This is a genomic window from Streptomyces anatolicus (assembly GCF_019400875.1).
In the GTDB taxonomy this organism is placed as follows: Bacteria; Actinomycetota; Actinomycetes; order Streptomycetales; family Streptomycetaceae; genus Streptomyces; species Streptomyces anatolicus.
Window position 1 is genome coordinate 1 of the sequence record NZ_WMBF01000179.1, and the last position, 12,457, is coordinate 12,457.

Sequence of the window (12,457 nt, forward strand, 5' to 3'; positions counted from 1 at the left end):
CACCACCCCCGCAGCCCCCACCACTCGTGTCCGCGTGACCGCCGAGCCCGACTGGTACGAGTCGGCGGGCATCTCCCTCGGCATCCGCGTCGGCGGCCTCGTCTTCACCTCGGGGCAGGCCCCCGTCGACGAGCGCGGCGCCACCGTCGGCGCCGGGGACTTCGAGGCCCAGGCCCGGCGGGCGCTGGCCAATCTGGCGACCGTGCTCGGCAACGCGGGCTCCGGCCTCGACCGGCTGGTCAAGCTCACGGTCTTCGTCACCGACGTGGCCCACCAGGACGTCTTCGCCCGGCTCCGCGCGGAGCACTACGCCGCGCCGTTCCCCGCGGAGTCCTTCGTCCAGGTCGCCGCGCTCGCCGACCCGGCGTGGCTGATCGAGATCGAGGGGATCGGTGCCGTCGAGTGAGGCCGGGGCGGTCGCGCGGAGACCGGCCTGCCGGAGTTTTGTAAGTGCGTTCCAAAACGTCTACTGTGGGTGCCATGGCCAGGCCACGAGAGTTCAGCGAGGACCGCGTCGTCACCGCGGCCATGGAGACGTTCTGGCGCCACGGGTACGAGGGCACCTCCACCCGGGACCTGTGCGACAGCACGGGCCTCGGCCCGTCCAGCCTCTACAACACCTTCGGCGGCAAGCGGCAGCTCTACCTCCGCGCCCTTGAGCGCTACCACGACACCGCCACCGCCGAGCAGGTCGAACTGCTGCGCGGCCCCGGCCCGGCGAAGGAGCGGCTGCGCGCCATGATGCTCCACGCCGTCGACGCCGACCTCGACGCGGCGGACGCGCGCGGCTGCTTCGCCATCAACGCCGCCATCGAGGCCGCCGGGCTCGACCCGGAGGTCAAGGACGCGGTGCGGCGCAGCTTCGACCGGGTCGGGGAAGAGCTGTGCGCGGTCGTGGAGGAGGGGCGGCGCGCGGGCGAGTTCCGCTCCACGGGCGACGCGCGGACCGTGGCCCGCCGGGTGCAGAGCACGTACTACGGGCTGCGGGTCCTCAGCCGCGTACACGACGACCGGGAGATGCTGCTCGCCACGGTGGACGGGGCACTCGCCGACCTGTGACGCGCGGCGCGGACACACGCGCGGCCCGCCATCCGCTTGCGTACCGCTCACGCGCCCCCGCGAGCCGTTTATCGGCTGTTGATCGATTCCCTGGACGCTCCGCTGGTCAAGTCCGGCAGCAACCAACGGAATCGACCGACCGGAGGTATGTGATGAAGATGGTCCGCTCGCTCAAGAAGAGGATCACCGGAGAGAAGAGCCTGAAGGCGTACGCCTGGTACCACTGGTACTAAACCGGCGAATCGTCCCTCCGCGTGCCCGTGCCCGGCGTGTCCGGCGTCCCCCAGCGGCCGCCGGGCACGGGCCCTCCGCCCTTGGAGACCACCGATGCCCCTCTCCGGTACCGACCGGTCCGCCCGGACCACCGTCTTCGCGCCGCGACTCGACGCCCTGCTGCGCGACCACCGCGGCGAGGACGTCTTCCGCCTGGACGCCGACACCGTGGGCGTCGCCGGGCCCGGCCTCACCGACCGGATCCTCGCCGCCCGGCCGGCCACCGAACACGAACGCCCCACCTTCAAGCCCCTGCACGGACGCTCCATCCACCGCACCGAGGCGTCGCACGTCATGCGGGCCATCGGCCGCGACGTACGCACGGCCCTGCGCAAGCCCGTGCCGGGGAACGTCGACCTCGGCGGCGAGTGGCCGCACGTCGGCCACGTCCACCTCCGCGACCTGATCCTCGGCGCCGACCCCTACCGGCTGCGCGTCCTCATGGACCGCACCCTGGAGCTGACGCCCAAGCTGACCTGGACGGTCATCGCCGTCGGCGCCGCACTGCCCGGCGCGCTCCGCCCGGGCGCGCCCGTGACGGAGATCGCGGGCCTGACCGCCGACGCCGCGAACTACAGCGACCGGCGGTACGCGATGGGCCTGTACCGGCGGGCGGCCGCGCCCGTCTGCTTCACCGTCTCCACGCTCGTCGCGAGCGCGTACTGGCTCGGGGCGCCCTTCGACGAGGACACCCCGAACGACCACATCCTGTACGAGGCGGTGCGCCTGCTGCCCCCCTCCTGGAACATCCTGCGCAACGCGTCCCCCGAATACCCGGCCCTCGACGCCCGGATCGGCGCGGGCGACGACGTCCTGCTGCTGCCGCTGCTCAGCCACCGCGACCCGGCGCTCTGGGACGACCCCGACGAGTTCCGTCCCGAGCGCTGGGCCACCCTCGACCCCGACGACCACCCCGGCTACCTCCCCTTCGGCCACGCCTCCGAACGCTGCTGGGGGCGCCACATGGTGATGCCGCTCGCCGGAATGCTGCTCGACCTGCTGCGCGCCGAGGGAATGACGGTCGACCCGGGGCAGACCACCGCCAAGGTGCCGCTGGCGGGGCTGCTCGGCGTCGACAAGGTGAGGCTCGTGCGGCGGCCCTAGCGGGCCTTCTCGGCGGCCGTCGCGGCGCGGCGGAACAGGCCCGTCCAGAGGAACGGCTCGCCGAAGAGCGCGGAGTCGGCGGGCTCGTCGCGCATGCGGCGCAGTTCGACCACCGTCAGCCCGCCGAAGATCCGCCGCAGCGACCGCTCGTCGTAGGCGAGGCCGCCGTGCAGCGCGGCTTGCCGGTAGAACTCCGCGTCAGGCAACTCGGATCCCATGCCGCCAGCGCCGGCCGCGAAGCAGGTGAGGGCGTAGTGGCCGCCGGGGGCGAGGACCCGCTCCAGCAGGGCGAGGTAGCTGACGCGGCGGTGCGGCGGCAGATGGTGGAAGCAGCCCGAGTCGTAGACCAGGTCGTAGGGGCCCGCCAACTCGGCCTGCGTCAGGGCGAAGGCGTCGCCCTGGTGGAAGCGGATGTCGGCGCCGCTCTCGCGGGCGCGGTCCCGGGCCCAGGCGAGGGCGGCCGGCGACAGGTCGACGGCGTCCACCTCGAAGCCGTGCGAGGCGAGGTGCAGGGCGTTGCGGCCCGGACCGCAGCCGAGGTCGAGTGCGCGGCCCGGCGCGACGAGGCCCCGCTCGACGTACGAGGCGAGGCTTTCATCCGGCTTGTCCACGAAGAACGGCACGGGCTTGGAACGGTCGGCGTAGAAGTCGTCCCACCAGGCGGCGCCGTCGCTCGTCCAGCGGTCGGCCTCCGGTGTGAACAGGCCGTCCAGGAGGTCCATCACGTCGTCGGTCGTGCGAATGTCGCGGTCCATCAAGTCCCCTTTCCCGAAGGGGTAATTGTAGGTCGGGGGCAGGGGAAAGCCCAGGTCAGGCCCGGCTCGGGGCGCGCTGCGGGAAGGCGTCCCGCGGGCGCCACCGGCGCGGCTGTCCCCGCTGAGTCGAACACCGTGTTCACGCGCCGTATCCCCAGAAGTAATCCCAGCTGGTTGGATGTGCGGGCGCCGGAACAACGGCCGCTTCCAGCCATCTGGAACAGCTGCAACAGGCCCCCACCCTCAGGAGTTTCAGTGCCGCACTCAGCGCTGCGCAGATCCCACGCGGCCGCGATCACCACCGTGCTCGCCGCCGCCACGCTCACCGCCCTCGCCCCGTCCGCGAGCGCCGCCACCGACGCGTCCGCCGCGCCGCCCTCGCTCAAGGTGCTCACGTACAACACGTTCCTGTTCAGCAAGTCGCTCTACCCGAACTGGGGCCAGGACCACCGCGCCAAGGCCATACCGGCGGCGGACTTCTTCCAGGGCCAGGACGTCGTCGTCCTCCAGGAGGCGTTCGACAACTCCTCGTCCGACGCGCTGCTGGCCAACGCCAAGGACCGCTACCCGCACCAGACCCCTGTGATGGGCCGCGGCAAGAGCGGCTGGGACGCGACCGGCGGCGCGTACTCCTCGGTGACCCCCGAGGACGGCGGCGTGACGGTCCTGAGCAAGTGGCCGGTGGTGCGCAAGGAGCAGTACGTCTACAAGGACGCGTGCGGCGCCGACTCGTACTCCAACAAGGGCTTCGTCTACGCGGTGCTTGACGTGAACGGCACCAAGGCGCACGTGGTGGGCACGCACGCCCAGTCCACCGACCCGGGCTGCGGCAGTGGCGAGGCGGCCGCCACGCGCGCGAAGCAGTTCAAGGAGATGGACGCCTTCCTGGACGCCAAGAACATCCCGGCGGGCGAACAGGTCATCGTCGCGGGCGACCTCAACGTCGACTCGCACAGCTCCGAGTACGCCTCGATGCTCGCCGACGGCGGCTTCGCGCCCGCCGACGCCCGCACCGGCCACCCGTACTCCTTCGACACCGAGGAGAACTCGATCTCCGCCGAGCGCTACCCCGACGACCCCCGCGAAGACCTTGACTACGTCCTCCACCGCAAGGGCCACGCCCGCCCCGCCACCTGGCACAACAACGTGATCAAGGAGCAGAGCGCGCCCTGGACGGTCTCCAGCTGGGGCAAGAAGTACACGTACACGAACCTGTCCGACCACTACCCCGTGACGGCGTACTAGGCCCCTGGAGTTCGGGCCCCTGATAGCCGAAACTATTCGGTCAGCTTTTCGAACGTGCGGGGGCGGGCGAAGGGCGGCAACAGCGTGCGACACGCGCTGATGTGCTGCCTTTGCCCGGCTTCGCGCCCGCTCAGAGAAGGGCCGGTTCCGGACCGTGTGACGCAAAAGATAGGGGGCACGACACCGTTTTCCATGGGGGGCGTGTGGAAGTTTGTGGGCCTCTCGTGACCACTGGGGTCTGCGAGATGTGCCTTCCTGTGGGGGGAAGTCTTGACGCAACGCACCGTCGGTGCGCGTGTTTCGCGTGCCCGGAAGAGATCTGCCCTTGCCATCGCCGCCGCCTCGGCGGCCGGCGCTCTGACCCTGTCCCTGCTGTCGGCCACGGGTGCCGCCGCGGCCGACGAGCCGGACTCGGCGTGGGGCAAGGACGCTCCGTCGTTCTCGATGCCCGACGTGAAGGTCGGCTCGAACAGGCCTGTCGCGCCGGAAGCCGAGCGCGCACCCTCGCGCAAGGTGGCCGCCTGGCGCACGCAGCAGAAGAAGCGCACCGAGGGCGACGCGGCACGCTCCCTCCAGGAGATACCCGCCCATGTGCCCGAAGGCCAGGGCGATGTGCCGTGGCACAGGATCAGCGACTTCGCCATCACGGACGCGCTGACGGCCCGGATCAACTACTCGACCGGCAACCTGATGCTCACGGCGACGGACTTCTCCGTCGCGGGCGTCGGCCAGAACCTGACGCTGGCGCGCACCTACAACTCCCTCGACGCCCCGTGGGGCAAGGTCTCCCAGCGCTGGTGGCAGCAGTACGAGCGCTACCTCCAGGTGCTCACCAACGAGGTGGTCCTGTACGACGCCTCCGGCGACACGCTGCGCTTCACCAAGGCCGCGGACGGCTCCTTCACCTCGCCCAAGGGCTACTCGAAGGAGCTGAAGAAGAACGCCGACGGCACCTACACCGTCACCAGCTGGAAATCCGGCTCGAAGGACACCTACAACGAGCACGGCACCCTGACCAAGGTCACGGACAAGAACAAGGGCACCATCACCGTCACCCAGCACGACGAGGGCGAGGAGCACAAGGGCTTCAAGCTGACCGAGACCCGCTCGGGCCGCTGGATCGACCTGCTCAAGACCAACGCCTCGCAGTGGCAGGCCAAGGACAACTCCGGCCGCACCGCCGTCTTCGACCTCGACGCCGACGGCAACCTGCACAAGACCACTGACGGCGAGGGCAAGACCACCACCTTCGGCTACGACACCTCCGACCGCCTCACGAAAATCACCACGGCGGAGGGCCGCGTCACCGTCTTCACCTACGACGACGCCAACCGTGTCACCTCCATGCTGCGGGCCACCGAGTTCAACGGCTCCGGCCACACCGGCCCCACCTGGACGTACGCATACGACGCGACCTCGCCCACCGCGGCCGGTACGACGACCGTGACCGATCCGGAGAAGCACGCGACGAAGTACAAGCACGACGGCGACGGCCAGGTCACCGACGTCACCGACGCGCTGACCCGCAACCGCTCCACCAAGTTCGACGCGAACCACAACATCGACACAGCCACCGACGCCATGGGCACCGGCACCGTCGGCGGCAACGTGACCGACTACTCGTTCAACACCCGCAACAACCTGGAAGAGGTCAAGTCCCCGACCGGCGGGCGCGGAGTGGCCAGCTGGCAGACGGTCGCGGGCGGGGATGTGCCCAAGGAGGCCACCAACGCCGACGGCGAGAAGACCTCCTTCACCTACGACACGGCCGGCAACACCAAGTCCGTCGCGCAGACCGGCACAGGTGGTGGCAGCGTCTCGTACACCTACAACCCCGCCACTCCCACGTGTGGTGGCTTCGAGGGCCAGCGGTGTGCGGCCGAGACGAAGATGTCGTCGACGAAGACCGTGAAGACCTCCTTCACCTACGACGCCAAGGGCAACCTCACCAAGGTGGTGCCGCCCAAGCCGCTGGGGGAGACGACCTTCACCTACGACAGCCTGGGCCGCACCGAGACCCTCACCGACGGCCGGGGCATCAAGAAGGTCTTCACCTACGACCACCTCGACCGGATCAAGACCGTCTCCACCACCAACGACACGGTCCGCTACTGGTACGACGGCGACGGCAACCTGCGCCAGCGCGACGACTCCACCGGCACCATCAAGTACCAGTTCGACCCGCTCCAGCGCGAGACCATCCGCACCCTCCAGGACGGCTCGCAGACCCTGCTCGCCTACACCCCGGCGGGCAACGTGGACTTCTACCAGGACCCGGCCGGAAAGGTCGACTACACCTGGAACGAGGTCAACAAGCTGGAGAAGCTGACCGACCGCTCGGGCAAGGTCACCTCTTACAAGTACAACCGCAACGACGTGCGCACCGAGACCGCCTACCCCGGCGGCACCGTGCAGACGGTCGGCCTCGACAAGTCCGGCCGCCCGGAGAAGATCACGGCGAAGTCCGCCAAGGGCACCCTGGTCGACCTGGCCTACACCTACGGCTACGGCACCGACGCCAAGACCGACGGCGACAAGATCCGCACCAAGACGGACGCGGTGGCGGGCACGAAGACCAACTACCTCTACGACGGCGCCGGACGCTTCTCCTACGCGGAGGAGAACAAGGGCACCACGCTCAACTCGTCCTGGCAGTACTGCTACGACCTGGCGGGCAACCTCACCAGCCAGGGCACCGAGAAGGGCTGCCCGCGCGGGACGACGTACACGGTCAACGACGCCCAGCAGATCACCGCCAAGAACGGCTCCACCGCCAACTGGTCCTACGACCTCGAAGGCAACGAGACCGCGGGCGCCTCCACCCCGGAGGGCACCCGCACCGGTGAGAAGTGGTCGGACCACAGCCAGCTCACCTCGCTGAGCGTCGCGGGCAAGACGTACGCGGGCCAGTACGGCTCCACCGACCAGAGCGAGCGCGTCAAGCTCGGCGACACCTACTTCCACAATGGACCCCTCGGCCTCTCCGCCACTTCCACGGGCGGTGCGGACACCGGCTTCAACCGCGAGCCCGGGGGCACACTCAACTCCATGACCCGGGACGGGAAGACGTACTTCTACCTCACCGACGCGATCGGCTCCGTCGTCGCCGTCGCGGACGAGTCGGGAACGAAGGTCAACGGCTACTCGTACAGCCCCCGAGGCGTCGCCCGGGACGCGGGCGGCGAGAAGGTGACCCAGCCCTACCGCTTCGCGGGCGGCTACCAGGACCCCACCGGCCTGTACCACTTCCAGGCGCGCTACTACGACCCCAACATCGGCCGCTTCACCCAGCCCGACCCCTCGGGCCAGGAGGAGAACCCCTACCTCTACGCCGAGGGCGACCCCGTCAACCGCATCGACCCGAGCGGCCTGATCACGGGCTCCATCTCGGGCGAGGTCTGCTTCGGCGTCTGCATCGGTGTGGGCGGCAAGACGGACGGCAACGAGGCCAAGCCCACGCTCAGCCTGGGATTCGGAACCCCAGGAGTGAGCGGCGGCCTGTCCGCCGACACCGGGGACATGGAGAGCGGCGGCACGGTCGGCGTCTCGTGCGGCGTCGGTCCCGGCAGCGTCACCGCGTCGACGGACGGCAAGAGCGTGGACGCCGGGGTGGAGACCGGCGGAAGCACCGGGAAGTGCTCGGGCACGGCCGAGTACACCTTCTGACCGGCTGAGCGAAGACCGGGCCCGGCCGGAGTGACCTCCGGCCGGGCCCCGCGGAAGAGCGGAAGAGCAAGAGAGAGGAAGACATGATGTCGGAGTCGTCGGTCGAACTGGCCAAGATGTGGTCGTCGAAGGGAGGGGCGACGATGTTCATCATCGTGTTCGTCGTCTTCGCGATAGTCCTCGTCGCTCTGCTGATGCGGAACAAGAACCGGCGCTGAGGGAACGGGACTTACTCGACCGCCGCCTCCTCCGTGGCGCGCGCTACCTGTGCCAGGGCCCGGTCACGGCGAACGTCGTGCCGGGCGCGTAGCAGTTGACGTACATCGTGTCGTGGTCGGGGGAGAACGCGGCGCCCGCGAACTCGCCCCATTCGGGGTTGTCGGGGGTGCCGATGTTCTGCCGGTTGCGGGCCATCGCGTAGACGTCGCCGCGCCGGGTCACGCCGTAGACGTGCTGGACGCCGCCGCCGTCCTCGCAGACCATCAGGCCCCCGGCCGGCGCGAGGCAGATGTTGTCGGGGGACTCGCCGGGGAGCTGGATGTCCGTGCTCGGACCGAAGACGATGACGAGGGTGAGGCGGCGCCTCGACGGGTCGTACCGCCAGATCTGACCGTAGTGGTCGCCCGCCGAGCCCTCCGCCTTGCGTGCGAAGGACGAGACGAAGTAGACGGACGAGCCGCCCCAGTAGCAGCCCTCCAGCTTCTGCGCGTGCGTGACGCCCTTCGGGCCGAAGTCCTGGTGGCGGATGGGTGTCCGGACGGCCAGCGGGTCGGGTACGTCGACCCACTCGACGCCGTCGAAGCTCGCGCCGATCTCCTGGATCGACGACAGGTCCGGTATGCCCGGCACGCGCATCGCCTGGAGCCTGCCGCCCGCGCGCAGCGAACCGCGGCCGCCCTGGGGCTTCTTGGGCAGGAAGCGGTAGAAGAGGCCGAAGGGCTTCTGGAAGGCGTCCTCGGTCTCGTAGACGACGCCGCGTCTGGGGTCGACGGCGACCGCCTCGTGCTGGAAGCGGCCCATCGCGGTGAGCGGTTCGGCGCCGGTGCGGTGCGGGTCGACCGGGTCGACCTCGAAGATGAAGCCGTGGTCCTTGGTGTAGCCGTTCGTGCCGGCCTTGTCCTCGGTCTCCTCGCAGGTGAGCCAGGTGTTCCAAGGAGTGGGCCCGCCCGCGCAGTTCACGGCCGTACCGGCGATCGCCACGCGCTCGCCGATGACGTTGTTCCGCCGGTCGAGCGCGAGCGCCGTACAGCCGCCCTTGGCGGCCGGGTCGTAGGTGAGTCCCTTGACGGTCGGCACACCGATCTTGGCCGTGACGCGGTTCTCGTGGTTGCGCACGAGGTGGACACCGCCGCGCTTGCCGCCGAAGGCGGCCATGCCGTCGTGGTTGCTGGGCACCTTGCCCTCACCCGAACGGAGGTTCTCCCCCTCGCGCGAGAGGACCTGGTAGCGGAAACCTTTCGGCAGATCGAGCAGGCCCTTGGGGTCGGGGACGAGGGGGCCGTAACCGGCCCTCCCGTGGGCGGCGGCGGTACCCGCGAACAGCTCCGAGATCGCGCCGGTGAAGGCGATTCCCGCGCCCGCGGCACCGGTGCGGGCGAGCATCTGACGTCGAGTGGCAGACATGATGGGCAACCTCCTGCTGGCGGACAGGAATGTGACCGGATGTGTGTACCACGTGCCTAGGTGCACGGGAACCACGCGCGTAGCGATCGGTTGTTCCGCTGGGGCACGAGTCTGCTGCTCGGGCGGGTCTGCCGCTCGGCCACGAGCCGCTACTGGCCCACGAGACCCTTGGCGTCCCGGGCGAGAGCCGTGAGCCGCGATATGGCTCGGAAGTACTTCTTCCGGTACCCGCCGTTCAGCATCTCCTCGCTGAACAGCCGGTCGAAGGGCACCCCGGAGGCGAGCACGGGCACCTCCCGGTCGTAGAGCCGGTCGGCGAGCACCACGAGGCGCAGCGCGGTCGACTGGTCCGGCACCGGCGTCACATCCGTGAGGCAGACGGCCGTGATCCCATCGGTCAGCGCGCCGTACCGGCTGGGGTGGACCTTGGCCAGGTGCGCGAGCAGGTGCGAGAAGTCGTCGAGCGAGGCGCCCTCGGTCGCGTACGCCGCCTTGGTGACCTGCTCGTCCGAGTACGGCGCGGGAGCCTCCGGCAGACCCCGGTGGCGGTAGTCGTCGCCGTCGATGCGCAGCGCCTTGAAGTGCGCGGAAAGGCCCTGGATCTCGCGCATGAAGTCGGTGGCGGCGAAGCGGCCCTCGCCGAGCTTGCCCGGCAGCGTGTTCGAGGTCGCGGCCAGTGCCACGCCCTGTTCGACCAGCTTGGAGAGGAGCGAGGAGACCAGCACGGTGTCGCCCGGGTCGTCCAGTTCGAATTCGTCGATGCAGAGCAGGCGGTGATCGCCGAGCGTACGCACCGTCTGCTGGAAGCCGAGCGCGCCGACCAGGTTCGTCAGCTCGACGAAGGTGCCGAACGCCTTCTGCTCGGGCGCCGCGGGCGTCGCGTGCCAGAGCGAGGCGAGGAGGTGGGTCTTGCCGACGCCGTAGCCACCGTCGAGATAGACACCGCGGGGGCCCGTGGGGGCCGCTGCCTTCTTCTGGAACCAGCGCTTCTTGCCCGCCCCGGACGCGTGCGCCCCGCCGAGCCCCTCCGCGAACCCGCTCAGGACCCGGACCGCCTCGGTCTGGCTCGGCTGGTTCGGGTCCGGGATGTACGTGGCGAAGCGGACCGAGTCGAAGCGCGGCGGCGGCACCATCTCGGCGACCAGACGGTCGGCGGGGACGTGGGGCTCGCGGGCGCACAGGGACTGCGGAACGACTTCGGCCAGGGGATCGGGCCCGTGGGCTGCGGTGGAGGACGACACGGTTCCCCAGCTTAAGGGGCGTGCAAGACTGCGGATATGCGACGCCTGTTCCCTGTGACCGACCAGACAGCAGACACGAGCACCGCGGAGGTGGAGGCCCGGAAGGCCGCGGAACCACGGGAGTGGGGGCTGGACGAGCTGGCCGATGCCTACGCCTACCCCTCGGGAGTCATCGCCGGGCGTGCGACGTGGCTGCGCGCCAACATGGTGTCCACGCTCGACGGCGCCGCCCAGCACGACGGCCGCTCGCAGCCGATCTCCAACGACACCGACATGCGGATCTTCGGCACGCTGCGCGGGCTCGCCGACGCCGTGATCGTCGGGGCCGAGACGGTCCGTCTCGAGGGGTACCGTCCGGCACGCGCGCGTGCCGCCTTCGCAGAGCGCAGGGCCGCGGCCGGGCAGACCCCCGCACCCGCCATCGCGATCGTCAGTGCGAGCCTTGACCTGGACTTCTCGCTTCCGCTTTTCACCGAGCCGCTGACGCCGACGCTCGTGGTGACCGGGGCCGCCGCCTCCGCCGACAAGATCGCCGCCGCCGAGCGGGCGGGCGCCGTCGTGGTGATCGCCGGCGAGGGCGCGACGGTGGACCCCGCGCGCGTGGCGCCCGCCCTGGCCGAGCGGGGGCTCACCCGGCTGCTCACCGAGGGCGGGCCCCGCCTGCTCGGGCAGTTCGTGGCCGCGAAGGCGCTGGACGAGCTGTGTCTGACGGTCTCGCCGATGCTGACGGCGGGGGACGCGCAGCGGATCGCGGGCGGGCACGCGCTCGTGACGCCCGATGAATTCGTACTGACGTCCGTACTGGAGGAGGCCGGGTTCCTCTTCACCCGATACCGTCGTAGCTGACAATCGGCGGAATCTGCCGTTCCGTTTGGCTTCGGCTGGGCACACTAGATCTCGCAGACCCCGTGCGGCCACGGGGCAGGATGGTTTCCGCAAGGGCCTCAGGACGGCCCACGGAGGAGAAGGGCGCCTGTCGTGTTCACAAGCGTATTGATGATCGAGAAGGCCCTGACGTCCGCCGACGTGGAGTTCGTCACCACCTTGCACGGGGACGAGCCGGTCACCTTCCACGTGCTGCTCCAGCCCCGGGGCGATCAGGCGGACCGGCTGCTGCGAGCCATCGACGACGTCGCCCTCGGCGAGCTGGACGAGGCGGCGCGCGAGGGCGAGACCCCCGAGGGGGCGGACGCGGCGGGCCCCGGCGAGCAGGCGCTGCGCGTCTCGCTGGCGGCGCTGCGGGGGGCGGGCTGTGCGGCGCAGGGGCGGCTGATCGAGGATCATCCGCTGGACGCGCTGAAGGTTCTCGTGGACGAGGTGGGGGCCGATGAGGTGATCGTGCTGACCGATCCCCATTACGTGGAGGAGTTCTTCCACCGGGACTGGGCCTCGCGGGCGCGGCACAAGGTGGGGGTGCCGGTTCTCAAGCTTTTCTCGCACAGCGAGGCGTGACGCTGCCCGCTGTGGGTGGGCGGTTCTTTGTTGTGCGGG

The 12,457-nt window shown here is 70.2% G+C and carries 12 protein-coding genes; 9 read left to right on the top strand and 3 right to left on the bottom strand.

Annotated elements, in window-relative coordinates:
• The 4 genes from GKQ77_RS17530 to GKQ77_RS17545 all read left to right on the top strand — a co-directional run.
• On the top strand, positions 1 to 406 hold a 406-nt coding region (locus GKQ77_RS17530), incomplete at its 5' end, for a RidA family protein (RefSeq protein WP_258021472.1).
• A 74-nt stretch (positions 407 to 480) separates the two neighbouring features.
• On the top strand, positions 481 to 1,059 hold the full coding sequence (locus tag GKQ77_RS17535) for a TetR/AcrR family transcriptional regulator (RefSeq protein ID WP_219689720.1): 579 nt from the start codon (positions 481 to 483) through the stop codon (positions 1,057 to 1,059).
• Between the two features lie 158 nt (positions 1,060 to 1,217).
• Positions 1,218 to 1,292 (top strand): tryptorubin family RiPP precursor, encoded by a 75-nt coding sequence (locus GKQ77_RS34155; protein ID WP_358911156.1) that lies wholly within the window; start codon positions 1,218 to 1,220, stop codon positions 1,290 to 1,292.
• A gap of 94 nt (positions 1,293 to 1,386) precedes the next feature.
• Entirely contained in the window at positions 1,387 to 2,436 is a 1,050-nt protein-coding gene (locus GKQ77_RS17545; RefSeq protein WP_219689722.1) for a cytochrome P450, read from the top strand.
• Here GKQ77_RS17545 and GKQ77_RS17550 read toward each other — a convergent pair.
• Positions 2,433 to 3,191 (bottom strand): class I SAM-dependent methyltransferase, encoded by a 759-nt coding sequence (locus GKQ77_RS17550; RefSeq protein ID WP_219689723.1) that lies wholly within the window; start codon positions 3,189 to 3,191, stop codon positions 2,433 to 2,435. The two genes, GKQ77_RS17545 and GKQ77_RS17550, sit on opposite strands and share 4 nt — an antisense overlap.
• A 255-nt stretch (positions 3,192 to 3,446) precedes the next feature.
• Between GKQ77_RS17550 and sph the strand changes: the two genes are divergently transcribed.
• The 3 genes from sph to GKQ77_RS33425 all read left to right on the top strand — a co-directional run bounded on the left by sph (position 3,447) and on the right by GKQ77_RS33425 (position 8,320).
• Positions 3,447 to 4,436 (top strand): sphingomyelin phosphodiesterase, encoded by a 990-nt coding sequence (sph, locus tag GKQ77_RS17555; protein WP_219689724.1) that lies wholly within the window; start codon positions 3,447 to 3,449, stop codon positions 4,434 to 4,436.
• A gap of 444 nt (positions 4,437 to 4,880) precedes the next feature.
• Positions 4,881 to 8,102 (top strand): RHS repeat-associated core domain-containing protein, encoded by a 3,222-nt coding sequence (locus GKQ77_RS17560; RefSeq protein ID WP_219689730.1) that lies wholly within the window; start codon positions 4,881 to 4,883, stop codon positions 8,100 to 8,102.
• Positions 8,103 to 8,188: 86 nt separating this feature from the next.
• Complete coding sequence (locus tag GKQ77_RS33425; protein WP_258021473.1) at positions 8,189 to 8,320, top strand: hypothetical protein; 132 nt, start codon at positions 8,189 to 8,191, stop codon at positions 8,318 to 8,320.
• A 43-nt stretch (positions 8,321 to 8,363) separates the two neighbouring features.
• Here GKQ77_RS33425 and GKQ77_RS17565 read toward each other — a convergent pair whose 3' ends face one another.
• A complete protein-coding gene (locus GKQ77_RS17565; protein ID WP_219689725.1) occupies positions 8,364 to 9,725 on the bottom strand; it encodes an alkaline phosphatase PhoX in 1,362 nt (453 codons plus the stop codon).
• Positions 9,726 to 9,874: 149 nt separating this feature from the next.
• The gene (zapE, locus tag GKQ77_RS17570) at positions 9,875 to 10,966 is read right to left on the bottom strand and encodes a cell division protein ZapE (protein ID WP_219689726.1); all 1,092 of its coding nucleotides are present in this window, start codon (positions 10,964 to 10,966) and stop codon (positions 9,875 to 9,877) included.
• 36 nt (positions 10,967 to 11,002) lie between these two features.
• On the opposite strand from zapE, the gene GKQ77_RS17575 reads away from it, so the two are divergent.
• Both GKQ77_RS17575 and GKQ77_RS17580 read left to right on the top strand, forming a co-directional pair.
• Entirely contained in the window at positions 11,003 to 11,812 is an 810-nt protein-coding gene (locus GKQ77_RS17575; RefSeq protein ID WP_219689727.1) for a pyrimidine reductase family protein, read from the top strand.
• Positions 11,813 to 11,944: 132 nt separating this feature from the next.
• Positions 11,945 to 12,418, top strand: coding sequence for an indole-3-glycerol phosphate synthase (locus GKQ77_RS17580; protein ID WP_219689728.1), 474 nt, complete (start codon positions 11,945 to 11,947; stop codon positions 12,416 to 12,418).
• The last annotated feature ends 39 nt before the right edge of the window (positions 12,419 to 12,457 follow it).